General features: G+C 60.3%; 24 protein-coding genes and 1 tRNA gene. 19 read left to right on the forward strand and 6 right to left on the reverse strand.

Annotated features, from left to right (window positions below):
* Window positions 1–402 precede the first annotated feature (402 nt).
* The 9 genes from D7I37_RS11705 (at window position 403) to D7I37_RS11750 (ending at window position 8100) form a co-directional block, all read left to right on the forward strand.
* A complete protein-coding gene (locus tag D7I37_RS11705) occupies window positions 403–1752 on the forward strand; it encodes a Na(+)-translocating NADH-quinone reductase subunit A (RefSeq protein ID WP_061796114.1) in 1350 nt (449 codons plus the stop codon).
* A gap of 3 nt (window positions 1753–1755) precedes the next feature.
* Window positions 1756–2997 carry an NADH:ubiquinone reductase (Na(+)-transporting) subunit B gene (locus tag D7I37_RS11710; RefSeq protein ID WP_061796115.1) on the forward strand — a complete coding sequence of 414 codons (1242 nt, stop codon included), beginning with the start codon at window positions 1756–1758 and terminating at the stop codon, window positions 2995–2997.
* Window positions 2987–3781 (forward strand): Na(+)-translocating NADH-quinone reductase subunit C, encoded by a 795-nt coding sequence (locus D7I37_RS11715; RefSeq protein ID WP_061796116.1) that lies wholly within the window; start codon window positions 2987–2989, stop codon window positions 3779–3781. Before D7I37_RS11710 ends, D7I37_RS11715 begins: the two co-directional genes overlap by 11 nt.
* Window positions 3774–4403 carry an NADH:ubiquinone reductase (Na(+)-transporting) subunit D gene (locus D7I37_RS11720; protein WP_061796117.1) on the forward strand — a complete coding sequence of 210 codons (630 nt, stop codon included), beginning with the start codon at window positions 3774–3776 and terminating at the stop codon, window positions 4401–4403. The genes D7I37_RS11715 and D7I37_RS11720 overlap by 8 nt, the downstream gene beginning before the upstream one ends.
* Window positions 4404–4409: 6 nt before the next feature.
* The gene (nqrE, locus tag D7I37_RS11725) at window positions 4410–5006 is read left to right on the forward strand and encodes an NADH:ubiquinone reductase (Na(+)-transporting) subunit E (RefSeq protein WP_061796119.1); all 597 of its coding nucleotides are present in this window, start codon (window positions 4410–4412) and stop codon (window positions 5004–5006) included.
* Between the two features lie 15 nt (window positions 5007–5021).
* A complete protein-coding gene (gene nqrF, locus D7I37_RS11730; protein WP_095095897.1) occupies window positions 5022–6245 on the forward strand; it encodes an NADH:ubiquinone reductase (Na(+)-transporting) subunit F in 1224 nt (407 codons plus the stop codon).
* Complete coding sequence (locus tag D7I37_RS11735; RefSeq protein ID WP_129543706.1) at window positions 6246–7277, forward strand: FAD:protein FMN transferase; 1032 nt, start codon at window positions 6246–6248, stop codon at window positions 7275–7277.
* Between the two features lie 7 nt (window positions 7278–7284).
* A complete protein-coding gene (nqrM, locus tag D7I37_RS11740; protein ID WP_129543707.1) occupies window positions 7285–7512 on the forward strand; it encodes a (Na+)-NQR maturation NqrM in 228 nt (75 codons plus the stop codon).
* Between the two features lie 168 nt (window positions 7513–7680).
* Window positions 7681–8100: a putative T6SS immunity periplasmic lipoprotein gene (locus D7I37_RS11750; protein WP_129543708.1), complete on the forward strand. Its 420-nt coding sequence runs from the start codon at window positions 7681–7683 to the stop codon at window positions 8098–8100.
* Between the two features lie 67 nt (window positions 8101–8167).
* Here D7I37_RS11750 and D7I37_RS11755 read toward each other — a convergent pair whose 3' ends face one another.
* Window positions 8168–9064: a glycerophosphodiester phosphodiesterase family protein gene (locus D7I37_RS11755; protein ID WP_129543709.1), complete on the reverse strand. Its 897-nt coding sequence runs from the start codon at window positions 9062–9064 to the stop codon at window positions 8168–8170.
* Between the two features lie 176 nt (window positions 9065–9240).
* Between D7I37_RS11755 and dinB the strand changes: the two genes are divergently transcribed.
* Window positions 9241–10302, forward strand: coding sequence for a DNA polymerase IV (dinB, locus tag D7I37_RS11760; RefSeq protein WP_061796127.1), 1062 nt, complete (start codon window positions 9241–9243; stop codon window positions 10300–10302).
* 43 nt (window positions 10303–10345) lie between these two features.
* On the opposite strand, the gene pepD is transcribed toward dinB, so the two are convergent.
* Window positions 10346–11806, reverse strand: coding sequence for a beta-Ala-His dipeptidase (gene pepD, locus D7I37_RS11765; protein WP_095095911.1), 1461 nt, complete (start codon window positions 11804–11806; stop codon window positions 10346–10348).
* A gap of 336 nt (window positions 11807–12142) precedes the next feature.
* On the opposite strand from pepD, the gene gpt reads away from it, so the two are divergent.
* From gpt to proA, 5 genes are all read left to right on the forward strand, one after another.
* Window positions 12143–12601 (forward strand): xanthine phosphoribosyltransferase, encoded by a 459-nt coding sequence (gene gpt, locus D7I37_RS11770; protein ID WP_061796129.1) that lies wholly within the window; start codon window positions 12143–12145, stop codon window positions 12599–12601.
* Between the two features lie 141 nt (window positions 12602–12742).
* Window positions 12743–13990 carry an esterase FrsA gene (gene frsA / locus D7I37_RS11775; protein ID WP_129543710.1) on the forward strand — a complete coding sequence of 416 codons (1248 nt, stop codon included), beginning with the start codon at window positions 12743–12745 and terminating at the stop codon, window positions 13988–13990.
* Between the two features lie 60 nt (window positions 13991–14050).
* On the forward strand, window positions 14051–14452 hold the full coding sequence (gene crl / locus D7I37_RS11780) for a sigma factor-binding protein Crl (RefSeq protein ID WP_061796132.1): 402 nt from the start codon (window positions 14051–14053) through the stop codon (window positions 14450–14452).
* Between the two features lie 113 nt (window positions 14453–14565).
* Complete coding sequence (gene proB, locus D7I37_RS11785) at window positions 14566–15669, forward strand: glutamate 5-kinase (protein ID WP_061796133.1); 1104 nt, start codon at window positions 14566–14568, stop codon at window positions 15667–15669.
* Between the two features lie 9 nt (window positions 15670–15678).
* Window positions 15679–16932: a glutamate-5-semialdehyde dehydrogenase gene (proA, locus tag D7I37_RS11790; RefSeq protein WP_061796135.1), complete on the forward strand. Its 1254-nt coding sequence runs from the start codon at window positions 15679–15681 to the stop codon at window positions 16930–16932.
* A 128-nt stretch (window positions 16933–17060) separates the two neighbouring features.
* Here proA and D7I37_RS11795 read toward each other — a convergent pair whose 3' ends face one another.
* Window positions 17061–17309 carry a helix-turn-helix domain-containing protein gene (locus D7I37_RS11795; RefSeq protein WP_129543711.1) on the reverse strand — a complete coding sequence of 83 codons (249 nt, stop codon included), beginning with the start codon at window positions 17307–17309 and terminating at the stop codon, window positions 17061–17063.
* Between the two features lie 104 nt (window positions 17310–17413).
* Between D7I37_RS11795 and D7I37_RS11800 the strand changes: the two genes are divergently transcribed.
* The 3 genes from D7I37_RS11800 to D7I37_RS11810 all read left to right on the forward strand — a co-directional run bounded on the left by D7I37_RS11800 (window position 17414) and on the right by D7I37_RS11810 (window position 18874).
* Window positions 17414–17638: a helix-turn-helix transcriptional regulator gene (locus D7I37_RS11800; RefSeq protein WP_061796381.1), complete on the forward strand. Its 225-nt coding sequence runs from the start codon at window positions 17414–17416 to the stop codon at window positions 17636–17638.
* Window positions 17639–17795: 157 nt separating this feature from the next.
* Window positions 17796–17871 (forward strand) — tRNA-Thr (locus D7I37_RS11805).
* Between the two features lie 346 nt (window positions 17872–18217).
* On the forward strand, window positions 18218–18874 hold the full coding sequence (locus D7I37_RS11810; RefSeq protein ID WP_242502907.1) for a GIY-YIG nuclease family protein: 657 nt from the start codon (window positions 18218–18220) through the stop codon (window positions 18872–18874).
* A gap of 255 nt (window positions 18875–19129) precedes the next feature.
* Here the strand turns inward: D7I37_RS11810 and D7I37_RS11815 are convergent, their stop codons facing one another.
* Window positions 19130–19942, reverse strand: coding sequence for an alpha/beta fold hydrolase (locus tag D7I37_RS11815; protein ID WP_095095924.1), 813 nt, complete (start codon window positions 19940–19942; stop codon window positions 19130–19132).
* 302 nt (window positions 19943–20244) lie between these two features.
* On the opposite strand from D7I37_RS11815, the gene D7I37_RS11820 reads away from it, so the two are divergent.
* Window positions 20245–20784 (forward strand): DUF2058 domain-containing protein, encoded by a 540-nt coding sequence (locus D7I37_RS11820; RefSeq protein ID WP_061796141.1) that lies wholly within the window; start codon window positions 20245–20247, stop codon window positions 20782–20784.
* 25 nt (window positions 20785–20809) lie between these two features.
* On the opposite strand, the gene D7I37_RS11825 is transcribed toward D7I37_RS11820, so the two are convergent.
* Complete coding sequence (locus tag D7I37_RS11825; protein ID WP_061796142.1) at window positions 20810–21508, reverse strand: RluA family pseudouridine synthase; 699 nt, start codon at window positions 21506–21508, stop codon at window positions 20810–20812.
* A gap of 66 nt (window positions 21509–21574) precedes the next feature.
* Complete coding sequence (locus D7I37_RS11830) at window positions 21575–22489, reverse strand: LysR family transcriptional regulator (protein ID WP_061796144.1); 915 nt, start codon at window positions 22487–22489, stop codon at window positions 21575–21577.
* Window positions 22490–22578 lie beyond the last annotated feature (89 nt).

Here is a 22578-nt window from a genome sequence, read left to right on the forward strand (position 1 = left end):
GGGCAGATTTTAACGATAGGTAGCGGAAAACCGGCAAAATTTAATTGCGTTTGCTTGACCCAAGTCACTGCGCGGCGCAGAACAATGTTGCGAAAAATGTTAATATTCCGGCTTCGATTTAACGCGCCGTGATGATTGAAGCCGCAGGGATGGTTCAATAAACCCCGGCTGTTCTAATGGCTATTTTACCGCAGGTCGTTAACAACGTTGGCAACGGAGCGGGGAGAGGATCAAGGGAATGCGCGTTACCCCATGTTGTCGGCGCGAGAGAGTTCACGTTGGGCGTACTGTCAGCGCGCTCAACCCTGAGGCAGTCCGCATCGCCTCATCATCCTGGCATCGTCAGCACCTGCCTCTGGGGCCGGTGAGACGTGTAAAACCATAAAACATCGTATAAATCCTATGATTAAAATCAGAAAAGGGTTAGATCTGCCAATCGCCGGCGCACCGGTTCAGGCGATCCACGACGGCCCAAACATTCAGCATGTCGCCCTGCTTGGGGAAGAGTATGTCGGAATGCGCCCCTCCATGCTGGTGCAGGAAGGCGATACCGTTAAGAAAGGCCAGGCGCTGTTCGAAGATAAAAAGAACCCCGGGGTTTTCTTCACGGCTCCCGCCAGCGGCCGCATCCTCGCCATTAACCGCGGCGAACGCCGGGTGCTGCAGTCGGTGGTGATTGCGCTGGAAAACGGCGGCGACGAGCAAGTGGCGTTCGCGCATTATCCGGTCGGCGAATTGGCGGTGCTGCCGCGTGAACAGGTGGAGAGCGAACTGATCGCCAGCGGCCTGTGGACCGCGCTGCGCACCCGGCCATTCAGCAAAACGCCGCGCCCCGGCAGCACGCCGCGCGCCATTTTCGTCACCGCCATGGACACCCAGCCGCTGGCCGCCGATCCGCAGGTGATCATCGCCGAACGGCAGGCGGCGTTTAACGCCGGGCTGGCGGTGCTGGCGCGCCTGACCGACGGCAAGGTGCACGTCTGCCACGCCGCCGGCGCCAAGCTGGGCCAATCGTCCGGCGGCCAGATAACCTACAACGAATTCGCCGGCCCGCACCCCGCCGGGCTGGTGGGCACGCACATTCACTTCCTCGAACCGGTCAGCCTGAAGAAAACCGTCTGGCATATCGGTTATCAGGACGCGATCGCCATCGGCACCCTGTTCACCACCGGCAATCTCGACACCCGTCGGGTGGTGGCGTTGGCCGGGCCGCAGGTGGCGCAGCCGGCGTTGCTGCGCACCCGTTTGGGCGCCAGCCTCGATGAGCTGACCGCCGGGCGGCTGAAGGCCGGCGAAAACCGGGTGATCTCCGGCTCGGTGCTGAACGGCGTGCAGGCCAGCGGGCCAAACGCCTGGCTTGGCCGCTTCCATTCGCAGGTCTCGGTGCTGGAAGAGGGGCGCGAGAAAGAGCTGTTCGGCTGGATCGCGCCTTCGCCGAACAAATTCTCCATTACCCGCACCACGTTGGGCCACTTCCTGAAGCGCAAGCTGTTCGCCTTTTCGACCACCACCCACGGCGGCGAGCGGGCGATGGTGCCGATCGGCAACTACGAGCGGGTGATGCCGCTGGATATCCTGCCGACCCTGCTGCTGCGCGATCTGCTGGCGGGCGACAGCGACAGCGCCCAGGCGTTGGGCTGTCTGGAGCTGGACGAGGAAGATCTGGCGCTGTGCACCTTCGTTTGCCCCGGCAAGTATGAGTACGCGCCGGTGCTGCGCGACGTGCTGACCAAGATTGAGCAGGAAGGATAACCGATGGGCCTGAAGAATTTTTTTGAGAAGATTGAGCATCACTTCACGCCGGGCGGCAAGCTGGAAAAGTGGTACCCGCTGTACGAAGCGACCACCACGGTGTTCTACACCCCCGGCACGGTGACGCGCGGCGCTTCGCACGTGCGCGACGCCATCGACCTGAAACGCATGATGATCCTGGTGTGGCTGGCGGTATTCCCGGCGATGTTCTGGGGCATGTACAACGTCGGCCAGCAGGCGATCCCGGCGCTGCATCACCTGTACGGCGGCGATCAGCTGCAGCAGGCATTGGCGGGCGACTGGCACTATCGCCTGGCGCAGTGGCTGGGCGCCTCGCTGGCGGCGGACGCCGGCTGGATCAGCAAAATGGTGCTCGGCGCCTGCTACTTCCTGCCGATCTACGCGGTGGTGTTTATCGTCGGCGGCTTCTGGGAGGTGCTGTTCGCGGTTATCCGCAAGCATGAGATCAACGAAGGCTTCTTCGTCACCTCGATCCTGTTCGCGCTGATCGTACCGCCGACCCTGCCGCTGTGGCAGGCCGCGCTGGGCATCACCTTCGGCGTGGTGGTGGCCAAGGAGATCTTCGGCGGCACCGGGCGCAACTTCCTCAACCCGGCGCTGGCCGGCCGCGCCTTCCTGTTCTTCGCCTACCCGGCGCAGATCTCCGGCGATCTGGTGTGGACCGCCGCCGACGGCTTCTCCGGCGCGACGCCGTTGGCGCAGTGGAGCGCGGGCGGGGCGCACAGCCTGAGCAACGTCGCCACCGGGCAGTCGATCGGCTGGATGGACGCCTTCCTCGGCAACATTCCCGGCTCGGTAGGTGAAGTCTCCACGCTGATGATCCTGATCGGCGGGGCGATTATCCTGTTCGGCCGCGTGGCTTCCTGGCGCATCGTCGCCGGCGTGATGCTCGGCATGGTGGCCTCGGCCATGTTGTTCAACGCCATCGGCTCCGCCACCAACCCGATGTTCGCCATGCCGTGGTACTGGCACCTGGTGTTGGGCGGCTTCGCCTTCGGCATGATCTTTATGGCGACCGACCCGGTTTCCGCCTCGTTCACCAATAAGGGGAAATGGTGGTACGGCATTCTGATCGGCGTGATGTGCGTGCTGATCCGAGTGGTCAACCCGGCCTACCCGGAAGGCATGATGCTGGCGATCCTGTTCGCCAACCTGTTCGCGCCGCTGTTCGATTACCTGGTGGTGCAGGCCAACATCAAGCGGAGAAAAGCCCGTGGCGAATGAATCTAAAAACGACGGCATCGGCAAAACATTGCTGGTGGTGCTGCTGCTGTGTCTGGTGTGTTCGGTGGTGGTGGCGGGTTCCGCCGTCGGCCTGAAGTCCAAACAGCAGGAGCAGAAGCTGCTCGACAAGCAGCGCAATATCCTCGACGTGGCCGGCCTGCTGCAGCCGAAAATGGAAGGCGAGCAGGTGAAGAGCCTGTTCAGCCAGCGCATCGAACCGCGCCTGCTGGATTTGAACAGCGGCGAGTTTGTGGCCGGCAAGGCGGCGGCGTTCGATCTGGCGGCCGCGCTGCGCGACGACGGCAAGAGCGCGGCGCTGGCGGCGAGCGACGATCCGGCCGGCATCAAGCGCCGCAGCAACCAGGCGGAAATCTACCTGGTGCGCGACGAAGGCGGTGCGGTGAGCAAGATCGTACTGCCGGTTTACGGCACCGGCCTGTGGTCGATGATGTACGCCTTCGTGGCGTTGGACAGCGACGGCAATACGGTAAAAGGCATCACCTACTACGACCAGGGTGAGACCCCGGGGCTGGGCGGTGAGGTCGAGAACCCCGGCTGGCGCCAGCAGTGGGTCGGCAAAAAGCTGTTCGACGCCGATGGGCAACCGGCGATCCGCGTAGTGAAAGGCGGGGCGCGCCCGGGGGATGAGCATGGGGTGGACGGGCTGTCCGGCGCCACGCTGACCTCCAACGGCGTGCAGCATACTTTTGATTTCTGGTTGGGCGAGCACGGCTTTGGCCCGTTCCTGAAAAAAGTTCGTGAAGGAGCGCTGAAAAATGGCTGATTCCCAAGAAATTAAGCGGGTCCTGCTGGGGCCGCTGTTCGACAACAACCCGATCGCGCTGCAGGTGTTGGGCGTCTGTTCGGCGCTGGCGGTGACCACCAAGCTGGAAACGGCGGTGGTGATGACCATCGCGGTGACGCTGGTGACGGCGTTCTCCAGCTTCTTCATCTCGCTGATCCGCCACCACATTCCGAACAGCGTGCGCATCATCGTGCAGATGGCGATCATCGCCTCGTTGGTGATCGTGGTGGACCAGGTGCTGCGCGCCTACGCGTTCGAGATTTCCAAGCAGCTGTCGGTGTTCGTCGGCCTGATCATCACCAACTGCATCGTGATGGGGCGCGCCGAGGCTTACGCCATGAAGTCGCCGCCGATCGAAAGCTTTATGGACGGCATCGGCAACGGGCTGGGCTATGGCGTGATCCTGGTGCTGGTGGGTTTCCTGCGCGAGCTGATCGGCTCCGGCAAGCTGTTCGGCATTCCGGTGCTGGAGACGGTGCAGAACGGCGGCTGGTATCAGCCGAACGGCCTGTTCCTGCTGGCGCCGAGCGCGTTCTTTATCATCGGCCTGCTGATCTGGGTGCTGCGCACCCTGAAGCCCGCACAGATCGAAAAGGAGTAATGGCGGATGGAACACTATATCAGCCTGTTTGTGCGCGCGGTGTTCGTTGAGAACATGGCGCTGGCGTTCTTCCTCGGCATGTGCACCTTCCTGGCGGTGTCGAAGAAGGTGTCGACCGCCTTTGGCCTGGGCGTGGCGGTCACCCTGGTGCTCGGCATCTCGGTGCCGGTCAACAACCTGGTCTACAACCTGGTGCTGCGCGACGGCGCGCTGGTGGAAGGCGTCGATCTGAGCTTCCTCAACTTCATCACCTTCATCGGCGTGATTGCGGCGCTGGTGCAGATCCTGGAGATGATCCTCGATCGCTTCTTCCCGTCGTTGTACAACGCGCTCGGCATCTTCCTGCCGCTGATCACCGTGAACTGCGCCATCTTCGGCGGCGTGTCCTTTATGGTGCAGCGCGACTACAACTTCGCCGAATCGGTGGTGTACGGCTTCGGCTCCGGCACCGGCTGGATGCTGGCGATTGTCGCCATGGCGGGGATCCGCGAAAAACTCAAGTATGCCAATGTCCCCGCAGGGTTGCGCGGCCTGGGCATTACCTTTATCACCACCGGGCTGATGGCGCTGGGCTTTATGTCCTTCTCCGGTGTTCAGTTGTAAAGGCGGGAAGAATTTATGGAAATCATTTTAGGCGTGGCCATGTTTACCGGCATCGTGATGGTGCTGGTATTGCTGATTTTATTCGCCAAATCGAAGCTGGTGAACACCGGCGACATCGCGGTGGAAATCAACGGCGATCTGGATAAAAGCTTCAGCGCGCCGGCGGGCGACAAGCTGCTCAACATGCTCTCCAGCCAGGGGATCTTCGTGTCCTCGGCCTGCGGCGGCGGCGGCTCCTGCGGCCAGTGCCGGGTAGTGATCAAAGAGGGCGGCGGCGACATCCTGCCGACCGAGCTTTCGCACATCAACAAGCGCGAAGCGAAAGAGGGCTGCCGCCTGGCCTGCCAGGTGAACGTGAAGCAGAACCTGAAAATCGAGCTGCCGGAAGAGATCTTCGGCGTGAAGAAGTGGGAGTGCGAGGTTATCTCCAACGATAACAAAGCCACCTTTATCAAAGAGCTGAAGCTGAAAATCCCCGACGGCGAAGACGTGCCGTTCCGCGCCGGCGGGTTTATCCAGATCGAAGCGCCGGCCCACGACGTCCGCTACGCCGACTTCGAGGTGCCGCAGGAGTACCGCGGCGACTGGGACAGGTTCAACCTGTTCCGCTACCGCTCGACGGTTGCCGACACCACGGTGCGCGCCTACTCGATGGCCAACTACCCGGACGAAAAGGGCATCATCATGCTCAACGTGCGCATCGCCACGCCGCCGCCGAACAATCCGGACGTGCCGCCGGGCATCATGTCTTCGTACATCTGGTCGCTGAAGGCCGGCGACAAGGTGACCATCTCCGGGCCGTTCGGCGAGTTCTTCGCCAAGGACACCGATGCCGAAATGATCTTCATCGGCGGCGGCGCGGGCATGGCGCCGATGCGTTCGCACATCTTCGATCAGCTGAAGCGCCTGAACTCGAAGCGCAAGATCACCTTCTGGTACGGCGCGCGTTCGCTGCGTGAAATGTTCTACGAGGATGACTTCAACCAGCTGCAGGCGGAGAATGAAAACTTCACCTGGCACGTGGCGCTGTCCGATCCGCAGCCCGAGGATAACTGGACCGGTTACACCGGCTTTATCCATAATGTTCTGCTGGAGAACTATCTGCGCAACCATCCGGCGCCTGAGGACTGCGAGTTCTATATGTGCGGGCCGCCGATGATGAACGCCGCGGTGATCAAGATGCTGAAAGATCTGGGCGTCGAGGACGAAAACATCATGCTGGATGACTTTGGTGGCTAAATGCGCGCATTGGCGATGAAAGCTTGGCTGACCACGGTGGCGCTGGGCGCCACCCTGCTGCTGACCGGCTGCGGGCCGGAGCAGGTGAACCTGGAAGGCAAAACCATGGGCACCGCGTATTCGATCCGCTACGTGACCGGCGACGGCACGCCGCCGGCGCGGGAGATGCAGGCGGAGATCGACAAGCGGCTGGAGCAGGTGAACGATCGGATGTCCACCTACCGGCCGGATTCCGAGCTGAGCCGCTTCAACGCCAGCCGCGCGGTGGATAAGCCTTTCCCGGTTTCGCCGGCCACCGCCGAGGTGGTGCTGGAGGCGCTGCGCATCAATCGGGTGACCGACGGCGCGCTGGACGTGACCGTCGGGCCGCTGGTCAACCTGTGGGGCTTCGGCCCGGAAGGGCGGCCGGACAAAGTGCCGAGCGCCGCCGAACTGGAGCGGCGCCGCGCCTGGACCGGCGCGGATAAGCTGGCGGTGCAGGGCGATGCGCTGGTGAAGCGCATTCCCGAGCTGTATGTCGATCTCTCGTCGATTGCCAAAGGCTACGGCGTGGACGTGATTGCCGGCTATCTGCAGTCGCGGCAGGTCAAAAACTACATGGTGGATATCGGCGGCGAGGTGCGCACCCGCGGGCATAACGGCGAGCGAAAACCCTGGCGCATCGCCATCGAGCGGCCGACCGCCGGCGCGCGGCAACAGGCGCAATTGGTGATCCAGCCGGGCGAAATGTCGATCGCCACTTCGGGGGATTACCGCAATTACTTCGAGCAGGACGGCGTGCGCTACTCGCACACTATCGATCCGATCAGCGGCCGGCCGATCCATCATCGGCTGGTGTCGATCACCGTGCTCAGCCCAACCTGCATGACCGCCGACGGCCTGTCCACCGGGCTGAACGTGCTGGGGCCGGAGCGCGGCATGGCATTGGCCAACCTGCTGGGGATCCCGGTATTCATGATTGTGAAAACCGCCGACGGCTTTGAAGAGCGCTATTCCGACGCCTTCAAGCCTTATCTGAAAAAGAGTTCGTGAGGCCGCTATGCTGACGGTATTTGTCGCCACCTTCGTGTTGTTTCTGCTGATTATCGGCGGCATGTCGCTGGGCTACGTGTTTAAACGCAAGAGCCTGCAGGGCAGCTGCGGCGGCATCACCGCGCTGGGGATGGACAAGGTATGCGACTGCCCGGAACCCTGCGACGCGCGCAAGAAGCGCCAAGCCAAAGAGGCGCTGCGGCGAGAGCAACTGGACAAGCACCGCATTCTGTAGCGAAAACCCGGCCGAGGTCGGGTTTTTTATTGGGCCTTGCCGAAAGGCACATGAAAATCTGGCTGGGTACGATTAACAATGGCGTGAATTTTCAGGGCGTGACGGATAAAAATATAATCGGCAAATACGAGCGCACGCTTTCTCAGTTTCTTAAGCAGAGGTAACAGGATGAACCGCATTATTTTCTCAGGAACTCTGACTTTGTTGCTTTCCGGCTGCATGCACATAAACGATCCTAGGCCCAGGAACTACACGGCCGACGTCACTGCCTTTGATAATCAAGTCTGTGTGCGGGTTCAACCTGAAGGCGATGAGCGGCTATCAGGCATTATTATCGAGGAACTCGGCAACGCCAACGCTATCTTTGGCAAGAATTTCATTGATAACGAGATGCCCGCGGTAACATCGGATAAATGCATTCCTGATTTTAACTATAAATTCGAGGGCGGGAGGTCTTACGGGGTTTCGGTGACGCTGTTGTCGCGGGAAAAACGAAGTAAAGGCATTGAACCTGCCGCCCGGCTATTCGGGGCTGGGTTTAGTGTGCGCAATGAAAATGGCATCATCCAGGTGGTTCCTGCTCACTAACGGACGTTGAAAGCCAGGCAGGCATAAGGATGATTTGTCGAACCGCCTTATGCCGTTAGCCGGTGGTTTATTTCGCCTTGCGGAAGCTTTTCGCCTCGGCCGGCGAGTTGACCATCACCCCATCTGCCCCCAGCGCCAGCGCCTGCTGGTACTCCTGCGGCGAATTGACGCCGAACAGAATGATGTGCGCCGGGCCTTGCGAACGGAAGCAGTCCATCGATTCCTTATCCCATGTCAGGAACGCCCTGGAGCGCCCCTCGCCCAGGGTGTATTTCTCCACAACCTCCACTTCGCGCTTCAGCTCCAGCCCGTACCAACGCGGCTGCGGGGCGCCCGGCTTAACGTCGCACTGGTGCGCCATAGTGATATTGGCCAGCAGGCTGCGGGTATGGTCGCGGCTCTCGAAGCGTTTGATCTGCGGCGGCAGCGCCTGCAGGTAGCGGGCGTCGGTGGAGTAGACGCGGGTACGGTTCAGGCTGTCGGTCTCCTGCAGCGTCGCCAGCAGCGCTTTGCCGAACCGCGCCGGATCGGCGTCCGGCGATTTGATGTCCAGATAGAAGGTGACGCGCGGGAAGGCCTTCAGTACCTCGTCCAGCCGCGGGATGCCGATGCCCTGGCCGCGGAACGGATGAGCCTCGCCTTTGGCGAACGACCAGCCGGCGTCGGCCCTGGCCAGCTGCTCGGCGCTGTAGGCGGAGACCGGCCCCCGTTGGTTGGTCAACGCCTGCAGATCCGATGGGCGGTACAGCACGATGGCGCCGTCTTTGGACTGCTGCAGGGTGATCCAGACGGCGTCGGCGCCGTTTTTCAGCGCGGTTTCAATGGCGATGCGGGTATTTTCCGGCGCATCGGCGGTGCCGCCGCGGTGGGCGACAATCGCCGGCGCATGGCCGGCAGCGGCGCCTGCGGCCAGCGCGCAGAGCGACAGCGCGGAGGCCAACAGCAAACGGGAAAACCTGATCATGCGGGATACCTTTATGAGGAAGCGAATGGCGAAGCTGCGGAAATCATACTATTGAAAAATTAAGCTTTTTTAACAACGCGAAAATATCTGGCGAAAACGCCGTTTTCCCCGAGCCAACCGAGCCTTGAGCTTTCAATAACTGGCTGTATACTTATACAGTATTGTTGGAGGGTGCGATGCGTAAAATCATTCATGTCGATATGGACTGCTTCTTCGCCGCGGTGGAAATGCGCGACGATCCCAGCCTGCGCGATATTCCGTTGGCGATTGGCGGCAGCGCCGATCGGCGCGGGGTGATCAGCACCGCCAACTACCCGGCGCGCCGCTACGGCGTGCACAGCGCGATGTCGACGGCGATGGCGCTCAAACTGTGCCCGCATCTCACCCTGCTGCCGGGCCGCATGGCGGCCTACAAGGAAGCCTCGCTGCATATCCGCGAGATCTTCGCCCGCTACACCCCGCTGATCGAGCCGCTGTCGTTGGACGAGGCCTATCTGGACGTTACCGACAGCCCCCAGTGCAACGGATCGGCAACCTTGATCGCCCAGGAAATTCGCCAGGCGATCGCCGATGAACTGAACCTCACCGCCTCGGCCGGCATCGCGCCAATCAAATTCCTCGCCAAGATCGCCTCCGAGCTGAACAAGCCGAACGGGCAGTATGTGATCACGCCGGCGCAGGTGCCGGCGTTTTTGCAGCAGCTGCGGCTGAGCAAGATCCCCGGCGTCGGCAAGGTGACCGCCAAGCGGCTGGAAGAGGTGGGGTTAACCACCTGCGCCGACGTGCAGCAGTACGATCTGGCGCTGTTGCTCAAGCGCTTCGGCAAGTTTGGCCGGGTGCTGTGGGAGCGCTGCCAGGGCATTGACCTGCGCGAGGTTTCCTCGGAGCGGCTGCGTAAGTCGGTAGGGGTGGAGCGCACGCTGGCGGAAGACATCCACGACTGGGAAGACTGCGAGGCGCTGATTGTCGATAAGCTCTACCCCGAACTGGAGCTGCGGCTGCGCAAGGTGAAGCCGGATCTGCATATCGCCCGCCAAGGGGTGAAGCTGAAGTTTCAGGATTTTCAGCAAACCACCCAGGAGCACGTATTCCCGGTGCTGAATCGGCAGGATCTGCTGGAGGTGGCGCGGCAGGCGTGGCGCGAGCGGCGGGAAGGGCGCGGCGTGCGGCTGGTGGGGCTGCACGTGACGCTGCTGGATCCGCAGCTGGAGCGGCAGCTGCTGCTGCCGTGGGAATGAAAAAGGCCGGCGAAAGCCGGCCTGATGCGGTTAAACGCGGCGGTCAGGCGCGTTCAGGGATCGCTTTCAGCAGTGCGGTCAGCAGCTTCCAGTACAGGCCGACGCTTTCGATATGCACCTGCTCATCCGGCGAGTGCGGGCCGGTGATGGTTGGGCCGATCGACACCATGTCCATGTTCGGGTACGGCTTCTTGAACAGCCCGCATTCCAGGCCGGCGTGGATCACCATGATGTTCGGCGTCTTGTCGAACAGGTCCTGGTAAAGCTCGCGCACCAGCTTCATGACCGGCGAGGCCGCGTCCGGCTGCCAGCCCGGGTAGCCGCCCTTCGGCGCCACCTTGGCGCCGGCCAGCTGGCCCAGCGCGGTCAGCATCTCGACCACGTAGTCTTTGCCGCTGTCGATCAGCGAACGGATCAGGCAGATGATTTCCGCTTCGTTCTCGCTGGTGGTGACCACGCCGACGTTCAGCGAGGTCTCCACCACGCCTTTCACCGCGTCGCTCATGCGGATCACGCCGTTCGGCGTGCCGTTCAGCAGCGCCAGGAAACGCTGCTGGCTGTCGGCGGTCAGCGCCTGCGCGCTGCTGTCGGACGGCTCCAGCAATACGGTGATGTTCTTCTCTTTGGCGGCGAGCTCGTTCTGCAGGGTCGCCAGGTATTCCTGGCCCAGCGCTTTCAGCGCGTCGGCCTGATCGGCCGGCACGGCGACGATCGCCGAAGCCTCACGCGGGATGGCGTTGCGCAGGGTGCCGCCGTTCAGATCCAGCACGCGCAGTTTCAGTGCGTTGGCATGGGCGAACAGGAAGCGCGCCAACAGCTTGTTGGCGTTGCCCAGGCCGACGTGGATTTCCGCGCCGGAGTGGCCGCCCTTCAGGCCTTTCAGGGTCAGCTTCAGGGTTTGGTAACCGGCCGGCACCGCTTCGCGCTGCAACGGCAGGGTGGTGATGAAGTCAATACCGCCGGCGCAACCCATGTAGATTTCGCCTTCCTCTTCGGAATCGGTGTTGATCAGAATGTCTGCCTGCAGCCAGTTGGGTTGCAGGCCGAACGCGCCGTCCATGCCGGCTTCTTCGGTCATGGTCAGCAGCACTTCCAGCGGGCCGTGCTCGACGCTGTCGTCGGCCAGCACCGCCAGCGCGGACGCCATGCCGATGCCGTTGTCGGCGCCCAGGGTAGTGCCGCGCGCCTTGATCCACTCGCCGGCGACGTACGGCTGGATCGGATCCTTGGTGAAGTCGTGCAGGGTGTCGTTATTCTTCTGCGGCACCATGTCCAGGTGCGCCTGCAGGGCGACCGGCTTGCGGTTTTCCATGCCTTTGGTGGCGGGCTTGCGCAGCAGGATGTTGCCGACCTGGTCGCGCTCGGCGTGCAGGTTTTTCTCTTTCGCCCAGTCGAGGATGTGCTGCGCCAGCGCTTCTTCATGATAAGAAGGGTGCGGAATAGAGCAGATCTTGGCAAAAATATCCCACAGCGGCTGTGGCGAAAGTTGAGACAATTCAGACACTATAAGTCTCCTGTAACGGCATGTCCGGCGGGGCGGCAATACCGTGCGGTTAGGGTAAGTGGGCATCTGTGCGCGGCGGCACGATCCCCAGAGAATATCACTTTATTTCAGCGGGTGCGCGCACCCTATTGTGCGGTTTAAGCGCTTGATCACACGGCTTTGCCGCGAACTTGTTCACTTTGCCAGCATCAATCACCAGTATCCGCGCCAGAGGAAATACTTATGATTTCCTCGGTACAACTGGTATTCGGCGCGGCCAGTCTCTATAATCTCGCGCAACCTTTTTTCCCCTGACTACTGAGTAAGCCACATCACTGCTGGCTGGGACACCATTCTATGAGCGAAAAATACGTTGTTACCTGGGACATGTTGCAAATGCAAGCGCGCAAGCTGGCGCATCGCCTGCTGCCTGCTGACCAATGGACGGGCATTATTGCCGTTAGCCGCGGCGGCCTGGTGCCGGCGGCCCTGCTGGCGCGCGAACTGGGCATCCGCCACGTGGATACCGTCTGCATTTCCAGCTATGACCATGACAACCAACGCGAAATGAAGGTGCTCAAGCGCGCCGAAGGCGACGGTGAAGGCTTCATCGTGGTGGACGACCTGGTGGATACCGGCGGCACCGCGAAAGCGATCCGCGAGATGTACCCGAGAGCCCACTTCGTCACCATCTTCGCCAAGCCGGCGGGCCGCCCGCTGGTGGACGACTACGTGGTCGACATCCCGCAGGACACCTGGATCGAACAGCCGTGGGATATGGCGGTGACCTTCGTGCCGCCGATCGGCGGCCGTTAATCCCGGCTCGCTCCCGTAAAACGCCCGGTTATGCCGGGCGTTTTCGTTATTTTGGTTTCTTGAGACAGAGTTAGGTACACTACCTCCAGTTAAGTAGGCTGTTTGCGGCCTACGGCCAGATTTACGGAGGCTGTTGTTACCATGGCACAGGCCAACCTTTCTGAAATCCTGTTCAAACCCTCATTCAAACACCCCGAAACCTCGACGCTGGTGCTGCGCGCGCGCAATAAAGTGAGCGCCGATCTGCATTCCGCGCTGGAAGGCGACACCACCGGCAACTGGTACCGCATGCTGAACCCGCTGCTGTGGGCCTGGCGCGGCGTCGATCCGATCGAAATCAACGAGGTGCTGGCGCGCATCGCCGCCTCGGACGCCGAACGCAGCAAGCCGCAGCACCTCGATACCGTGGTGGGTTACCGCAACGGCAACTGGATCTACGAGTGGGTTCACCAGGGCATGCAGTGGCAGCAACGCGCGCTGGAGCAGCAGGACCCGCTGATCGGCGGCCAGTATTGGCTGAAGGCGGTCAACTTCTACAGCATCGCCGGCTACCCGCACCTGAAGGGCGACGAGCTGGCCGAGCAGGCGGAAATGCTGGCCAACCGCGCCTATGAAGAAGCGGCGCTGCTGTTGCCGTATCAGCTGAAAGAGCTGGAGTTCCGCATCGAGGGCGGCGGCAGCGTCACCGGCTTTCTGCACCTGCCGGCCAGGGGCGAAGCGCCGTTCCCGACGGTGCTGATGTGCGGCAGCCTGGACACCCTGCAGACCGACTATCACCGCCTGTTCCGCGAATATCTGGCGCCGCACGGCATCGCCATGCTGGCCCTCGACATGCCGTCGATCGGATCCTCCTGCAAATGGAAGCTGACGCAGGACTCCAGCTACCTGCACCAGCAGGTGCTGATTCAGCTGGCTTCGGTGGCCTGGGTGGACCATCAGCGGGTCACCGCCTTCGGCTTCCGCTTCGGCGCCAACGTGGCGGTGCGGCTGGCCTACCTGGAGCCGCAGCGGCTGCGCGGCGTGGCCTGCCTGGGGCCGGTGGTGCATCGCCTGCTGTGCGACGGCGGCATCCAGAAGAACGTGCCGGACATGTATATGGACGTGCTGGCCAGCCGGATGGGGATGGCCAACGCCTCGGACAACGTGCTGAAGGTGGAGCTGAACAGCTACTCGCTGAAAACCCAGGGCCTGCTGGGCCGCCGCTGCCCGACGCCGATGCTTTCCGGCTACTGGGAGCGCGATCCGCTCAGCCCGAAAGAGGAATCGCAACTGATCGCCTCTTCCTCGCTGCGCGGCAAGCTGCTGGCCATTCCGCGCACGCCGGTTTACGACGGTTTCCACAAGGCGTTGCTGCAGATGTCCAGTTGGCTAAAAGATAAAATGCGTTAATTAGTTGCTAAATTTTAACAGTTTGTTAAAAAGAGTGGTCTACATTGAGGAGGTTAGAGAATGACGTTACCGAGTGGTCACCCTAAAAGCCGACTAATGAAACGTTTCGCCAGCTTGGGGCCGTACCTGCGTGAAGGGCAATGTGAAAACGACCGGTTTTTCTTTGATTGTTTAGCCGTCTGCGTCAATGTAAAGCCTGCGCCGGAGAAGCGCGAGTTCTGGGGCTGGTGGATGGAGCTGCAGGCGGACGATGCGCGCTTTACCTATTCCTACCAGTTCGGCCTGTTCGATAAAGAAGGGCAGTGGACGGCGGAAAAGATTAAGGATGCTGAAGTAAAAACCAAGCTGGAAACCACGCTGCGCGATTTCCATCGCCGCCTGGGCGAGCTGCTGGCGACCATGGAACTGGCGCTGGAACCCGCCGCCGATTTCAAAGAAAAACTGATCAAACTCTCCGCCTGACCCCGTTTGACCACAGTATTGTGCTGATTTCGCGTTGTGCCTGTTGGCATAACGCGTCTCTCCTGTTACAAAGTCCTTTGCACTCTCATTCTCATCTACACGGCAGAAATACTATGAACGGCAGCCAGACATTGGTTGTGAAATTGGGCACCAGCGTGTTGACCGGCGGATCGTTGCGCCTGAACCGCGCCCACATTGTCGAACTGGTGCGCCAGTGCGCACAACAGCATGCAGCGGGCCACCGCATCGTTATCGTCACCTCCGGCGCGATTGCCGCCGGCCGCGAGCACCTGGGCTACCCCGAGCTTCCCGCCACCATCGCCTCCAAGCAGCTGCTGGCGGCGGTTGGGCAGAGCCGGTTGATCCAGCTGTGGGAGCAGCTGTTTTCCATTTACGGCATTCACGTCGGGCAGATGCTGCTGACGCGCGCCGATCTGGAAGACCGCGAGCGCTTCCTCAACGCGCGCGACACCATGACGGCATTGCTGGACAACCGCATCGTGCCGGTAATCAATGAGAACGACGCCGTCGCCACCGCGGAAATCAAGGTGGGCGACAATGACAACCTGTCGGCGCTGGCGGCCATTTTGGCCGGCGCCGACAAGCTGCTGCTGCTGACCGACCAGCAGGGGCTGTACACCGCCGATCCGCGCAACAACCCGCAGGCCGAGCTGATCCGTGAAGTGCACGGCATCGACGACGCGCTGCGCGCCATCGCCGGCGACAGCGTTTCCGGCCTGGGCACCGGCGGCATGGGCACCAAGCTGCAGGCGGCCGACGTGGCCTGCCGCGCCGGCATCGACGTGGTGATCGCCGCCGGCAGCAAGCCGGGAGTCGTGGCGGACGTGATTGAAGGCAAGCCGGTGGGTACCCGCTTCCACGCGCTGGAAACCCCGCTGGAAAACCGCAAGCGCTGGATCTTCGGCGCGCCGCCGGCCGGTGAGATCACCGTCGACGACGGCGCGGTGGAGGCGATGATGGCGCGCGGCAGCTCGCTGCTGCCGAAGGGCATCCGCGAAGTGAAGGGCGACTTTTCGCGCGGCGAAGTGATCCGCATCCGCAACCTGGCGGGGCGTGATCTGGCGCACGGCGTCAGCCGTTATAACAGCGACGCGATGCGCATTATCGCCGGGCACCACTCGCAGGAAATCAGCGAGATCCTCGGTTACGAATACGGTCCGGTGGCAGTCCACCGCGACGACATGATTGTCAGTTAAGGAGTGAGCATGCTCGAGCAGATGGGGAAGGCCGCCAAGCAGGCCTCCTGGCAACTGGCGGTGCTGAGCACGGCGAAGAAAAACCAGGTGCTGTCGGTGATGGCCGACATGCTGGAAGCCAACGGCGAAGCTATCCTGCTGGCTAACGAACGGGACATGGCGCAGGCGCGCGCCACCGGCATGAGCGAGGCGCTGCTCGATCGCCTGTTGCTGACCCCGGCGCGGCTGGCGGCGATCGCCAACGACGTGCGCCAGGTGTGCCGCCTGAACGACCCGGTCGGCCACGTATTGGACGGCAGCCTGCTGGACAGCGGGCTGAAGCTGGAACGCCGCCGGGTGCCGCTCGGGGTGATCGGGGTGATTTACGAGGCGCGGCCGAACGTCACCATCGACGTCGCCAGCCTGTGCCTGAAGACCGGCAACGCGGTGATCCTGCGCGGCGGTAAAGAAACCCACCACACCAACCAGGCGACGGTGAAAGTGATCCAGCAGGCGCTGGAACAGTGCGGCCTGCCGGCGGCGGCGGTGCAGGCGATCGACAGCCCGGACCGCGCGCTGGTGAACGAACTGCTGCGGCTGGACCGTTACGTCGACATGCTGATCCCGCGCGGTGGCGCCGGCCTGCACAAGCTGTGCCGCGAACAGTCGACCATTCCGGTGATCACCGGCGGCATCGGCGTTTGCCATACCTACGTGGACGACAGCGTCGATTTCGACAAGGCGCTGACGGTGATCGACAACGCCAAAATACAGCGCCCAAGCGCCTGCAACTCGCTGGAAACGCTGCTGGTGAACCGCAGCATCGCCGCCGAGTTTCTGCCGGCGCTGAGTGCGCGCATGGCGGCGGCGGGCGTGACGCTGCACGCGGCCGAGAACGCCTTGCCGCTGCTGCAAGATGGCCCGGCGACGGTCGTGCCGGTGAACGCGGAAGATTATGACGACGAATGGCTTTCGCTGGATCTGAACGTGTTGCTGGTGGATGACATCGATCAGGCCATCGACCATATCCGCACCCACGGCACCAGCCACTCCGACGCGATCCTCACCCGCTCGCTGGGCAGCGCCGAGCACTTCGTGCGTGCGGTGGACTCCTCGGCGGTGTACGTGAACGCCAGCACCCGCTTCACCGACGGCGGCCAGTTCGGCCTGGGCGCCGAAGTGGCGGTGAGCACCCAGAAGCTGCACGCCCGCGGGCCGATGGGCCTGGACGCGCTGACCACCTACAAGTGGATTGGCTACGGCGATGATCTGGTGCGCAGCTAAGGCCGCGTTGCGGTATTGACGATGCCAGGGCGCAGCTTGCTGCGCCCTGGTTGTTTCTGAGGGGGGGCGGTCGGGAATGATCGAGCCGGGCCTTTATCCGTTGAAGGGCAGCGGTGAGCCCGTTCCCTCTATGCCAGCTTTTTGGTTTTGCGCCCAATACGTTCGATAATCGGGCCGGTATCCACATCCAGTAATCGCGCGATCAGCGCAAATTCCACGACATCCAATTTTCGTTCGCCATTTTCGACCTTGGCGATAAAAGATTGCGGACGCCCCAGTTCTTCTGCCAGCTTCGCCTGTGTTATGCCCTTCTCTACGCGAGCATCCCGAAGTGTTTTGATAATCAATTGATATTCTGCCGAATAAACTGAGGTCATGAGGTTTTCCGCGAGTGATATCCCAAAATCGAATATCTGCGCTCCCCGCAATTATCCCAAAACGGGATAATTGCGGGGAGCGGTCACCAGGAGGATTAAGCATGATGGATAAACACGATTGGCACCCGGCGGACGTTATCGCCGCTTTAAAGAAGGAGGGCACGACGTTGGCGGCAGTTTCCAGAGAGGCGGGGCTGGCATCTTCAACCTTGGCTAACGCTCTGGTTCGACGTTGGCCGAGAGGGGAGCGGTTGATCGCCGAAGCGCTGGAGCTGCCGCCATCGGAAATATGGCCTTCCCGCTATGCTGATGCGATGCGTGGCGAATGATGGGAGCTGCATGTGCTGCACTTTATGACTGTGCGGCACGATTTTCAATTAACCATTGCCGGCAAAACAATCAAGCGACCCGGTGACTATTGACTCACTTCGCGCGCAGGTCTAAGTTGTTCAACGCACATCGCCGCGCCCCGCCGGCCCGGCTTATGCCGATATAGCTCAGTTGGTAGAGCAGCGCATTCGTAATGCGAAGGTCGTAGGTTCGACTCCTATTATCGGCACCATCTTTCTTCATGAAACCATCAAGTTAAATTTTCAGTGTTTGGCCTTGTTCAGCACTGAGGTGCGTCTTTGCGCGCTGTGGGTGTAGCAAAATTGTGGCGGAGCAGATTTGGCAGCGATGCATCGGCATGTTCAACATCTCACTACAGCGCCATTTCTGACGAGTTGCTTCCAGCTGATAGGAATGTGGTTTCATAAAGGCGGGTGAAGAGCGCTTAAAGTTGCTTGGGAGCAGGAGCAGGGCTGCTATGTGCCAGCAGCAGACAGTACTGATATCAAACTGTGTTTAACGACGGCGAGCATGGTAGCATGTATAATTCTTTTACTCTTTACATCTGAACCCCTAACATGAATCGTTTAATTGAGATTGGTTTTATCAAGGTAGGATCTTGGCAGATCGTAGATGGAAGTTTAAAGTATCATCTCGATGACAGATTCTTAGATGTTAAAAACAACCTGTATGCATTTGTTTGTGATGGTGAAGTAAAGTACATTGGTAAAACCACTCGTTTACTACGTAATAGGATGTACCACTATTCACGTCCTGGTCCTTCCCAATCTACGAATATTAAAAATAACGCTAACATTATCGAGATGCTGTCTAATAATGTTGCCGTTGATATCTTCGTACTTCCAGATTCGGGACTGATACACTACGGGCAATTTCACTTGAATCTTGCTGCTGGTCTTGAGGACTCAATCATTAGTGTCATCAGTCCTGAATGGAATGGAATTCAGAGGAAAATACTGAAGAGTGATGAGGTAATATCAACTGAAGCTGAAATCATCACACATAGCCGTACTAAAAAATTCACTTTCAACATGGCAGATACGTACTGGCGTAGAGGGTTCTTTAATGTGTCGGCAGTGAGTTCTCAATACTTTGGTAAAGACGGCGAAAACATTAAGATTGTTCTTCGTGATGGCGTGTCCTCCATCACTGCTATGATTAACCGAACTGCCAATCCGTCTGGTTCACCCCGCATAATGGGGGGGGAGAGTTGAGACAGTATTTTCAATGCAATTACACAATTGGTGATATTGCACCTTTCGAGTTGGTCACACAAAACATGATGGAGCTAAAATGAAATAATATTTCTTCCTTCTTACGGAAATATCAGGCTGAAAATTTTCGCGGGGTGATCTGACCTGCCAATCATGTACGCAAACATTATCAAAACACATCCGGTAGTAATAAATTGCGAATGACTATACTTCGCTCCAAACCGCCACTCTTATTCCAGCAGCAAGATAAGTCACCTAGCGAGTCGCCGTGAGCCTGTCCAGGAAGCTGAGCACCGCCTGATTGAAAAGCGCGGGCCGCTGCAAGGGGGCGAAATGGCTCACGCCGGGCAAGATGGTCAGGGTTGCGCCGGGAATGTTTGAGGCGAGATAAACCGCATGGTCGCGTTTAATGAACTCATCCTGTTCTCCCAGCACAATGTCGACCGGCACGGCGATGGCTCTCAGGTCGTCTGCCGAATAGTTGGGCTGGGTCCGCATCATCTCGGTGACTGCCGCGACAAAATCCTCGAAACCGTCAGGCGTGGCCGAGAGCGCCGCATAGTCCTGCCGGTGCCGGGCAAAGCAGCGATCTATCCTGGGGGCCGGCTGCATTTCTCTGGCGCCGGTGGGGTCCATGTTGCAGGCAAAGAAAAACACTCCGGCCGTTCGGCTGGGCTGCGTGGCGGCAAGGGTAAGGGCCGTGCAGGCGCCGTCGCTCCATCCTACGAAATAGCCTTGTTCCAGAGCCAACCTGTCCATCACCGCCAGCGCGTCGCCGGCCATCAGCTCATAAGAATAGGGCCGGCGATCGCGCGAGCTGCGGCCATGGCCGCGGCTGTCGATCAGCACCGCGCGGTAGCCGGCGTTGACGAGCGCCGGCACCTGATAGCCCCAATTGCCGGAGTGGCCCAATCCGCCGTGCAGCAGGAAAACCGGCGGGCCGTCACCGCAGGTGGCATACCAGATACGCGCCCCCTCATGCTCCAGCCGGCCTGCAACTGCGGCCGGGGGAAGGGGCGGCGCCCCGGTAGCCTGAAACAGGTTGAGATCGGTGTCTTCTATCGGCATAACCCTGCTCCCGCAGTCTACTGCAAACAACATCGGGTTTGTTTCCCCGCAATCAAAGGGTTGCCGGCCCACCCGCAGCGCGCTTGCTTGTTATTATAGAAAAGGCGCGGCAACTTTTGCCGTATCGGTTTATGGCGGCTTAATCTCTGCCTGCAAGGGACTAATCCAGAGAGCGTGGCCCGCCAGCCTCTGATAGACTCTTGCAGATCCAAGCCTCGTGGCGATCGGGGCCTGCAACCTGGCGCAGCCTCAAAAATTGCAGGTATAATCCCACCAATTATTCAACGGATTCAGAAGCGAAGATGACAAAACTCACCTTACAAGAGCAGATGCTAAAAGCGGGTTTAGTGACCAGCAAAAAAATGGCCAAGGTCCAAAGAACGGCTAAAAAATCACGCGTTCAGGCGCGCGAGGCCAGAGAGGCGGTGGAAGAAAATAAAAAAGCCCAGCTCGAGCGTGATAAGCAGCTAAACGAGCAGCAAAAACAAGCCGCGTTATCCAAAGAATATAAAGCGCAGGTGAAGCAGCTGATTGAAATGAACAGAGTCGACATTTCAAAAGGCGATATCGGTTTTAACTTCACCGACAACAATTTAATTAAAAAAATCGTTGTGGATAAGCCGACGCAGGCCCAGCTGATCAGCGGCCGCCTGGCGATTGCCCGTTTGGTGGCGGATAACGGCGGCGAGAGCCAATATGCCATCATCCCGGCGAGCGTCGCCGATAAAATTGCGCAGCGGGATGCGGACAGTATCGTATTAAACAGCGCGCTGAGCCAGGAAGAGCAGGATGAAGACGATCCTTATGCCGACTTTAAAGTGCCCGATGATTTGATGTGGTAACCCATACCCCGGTCGGCTTTGGCTCTCAGAACGGGCTGGCATGCTGGGCTTTGACCCACTCTTCGCTGATGGGGTGAACAAAATGCAGCTCGCTGGCGTGCAGCATCAGCCGCGGGGTGCGCTCGGTGCCTGGCGGCAGGCGGCCGCCATACAGGTCACAGCCCCAAATCGGGTGGCCCAACTGCTGGCAATGGATGCGCAGTTGATGCGTGCGCCCGGTTTCCGGGGTTAGCCGCACCCGCGTCAATGGCAGCAATCTCCCCTCCGCCGGCTCATGGTAAAAGCGTTCGACCACCCGATAGCGGGAGCGCGCGGGCTTGCCGCGCAGGGCGCAAATCGACATCAGCGGAAACAGCGCCGGGTCTTTGGCGATCGCGGCGTCTATCACCCCTTCGTTGTCGGCCAAGTGCCCGCACAGCAGCGCGCTGTACACCTTGGTCACCGTGCGTTGGCTGAACTGCCGGCAAAGAGCGGCATTGATAGCCTTATTGCGGGCGATCACCATCAGGCCGGAGGTGCCGAAATCCAGGCGGTGCACCAGGGTGCAGCCGGGGAATATCTGCACCAGCCGGTGATGCACCGAATCCAGATTTTGCGGATTTTTCCCCGAAAGGCTAAGCAGCCCGGCGGGTTTATTGATAAGCGCCAGGTGCGCGTCCTGATAGAGGATTTCTATCTGGTCATGGCACGGCGGGGCGATAAAGCTATCGAAAATCGTAGACATCGGGCTGCCGGGTAAAGAGCGGGAGCGGATAATAACCAATTTTCGGCCGGCTGACGAATCCGCCGTTTAGCGAGCCCGGCGGCCCCTGCCAGGCTCGAACATTCGCAGCGCATCCACAACCAGCGAAAATGCCGGTGAAGGCTGCTTGCGGCTGGGGTAATACAGGTAATAGCCGGGGAAAGGGCGGCACCAGGGCTCCAGCACGCGGATCAACCGTCCTTCGGCGATATGCGCGCCAAATTCCTCTTCGGGCAAGAAGGCGATACCCAGCCCCGCCAGTGCCGCATCGACAATATGTTCCGAAGTGTTAAAGGTGAGCTGGCCGCCGACGCGTACGTTCAGGTCGCCGTCATCCTGATCAAAGTCCCACACGTATAGCCCGCCAGATTTGATCATCCGCTGATTGATGCACAGATGTTGCGTCAACTCTTGCGGCGTTTGGGGCAGGGGATAACGCGCAAAATAGTCCGGCGAGGCGACCGCCGCCATGCGCAGTCTGGGGCCGATAGGCACGGCGATCATGTCTTTATCGATGGTGTCGCCGAGCCGCACTCCGGCATCAAAGCGGTCCGCCACAATATCTCTGAAACCATGATTGGCATCGAACTCGATGCGGATATCCGGATATTCGCGCAGCAGCGGCGTCAGCTTCGGCAGCAGCGTGGTGCGCAACACGTTCGGGCCGCAGGTGATGCGCACGGTGCCGGCAGGCTTGTCGCGCAATTCGGTCAGCATATCCAGCTCGGTTTCAATCTCGTCGATGCGGTTGCCGATGGCCTGCAGCAAGCGCTCTCCGGCCGCGGTGGGGGAAACGCTGCGGGTGGTGCGGGTCAGCAGGCGGATCTGCATGCGTTCCTCCAGCCCGGAAATCGCCTGGCTGAGCGCCGGCTGGGTTACGCCCAACTGCGCGGCAGCGCGGGTAAAGCTGCCCTCGCGCGCCACCGTAACGAAATAGAGCAGGTCGTTCAAATTGCGTCTCATCGGATTGGCCCTGTTGATTAATAACCTGAGCTTATAAGCTCATTAAGCATTCATTAGCTAGTCACCCTACGCCCTGCGTGTAGAATTTC

The sequence above is a fragment of the Serratia sp. 1D1416 genome (assembly GCF_003641105.1).
In the GTDB taxonomy this organism is placed as follows: domain Bacteria; phylum Pseudomonadota; class Gammaproteobacteria; order Enterobacterales; family Enterobacteriaceae; genus Serratia; species Serratia ficaria.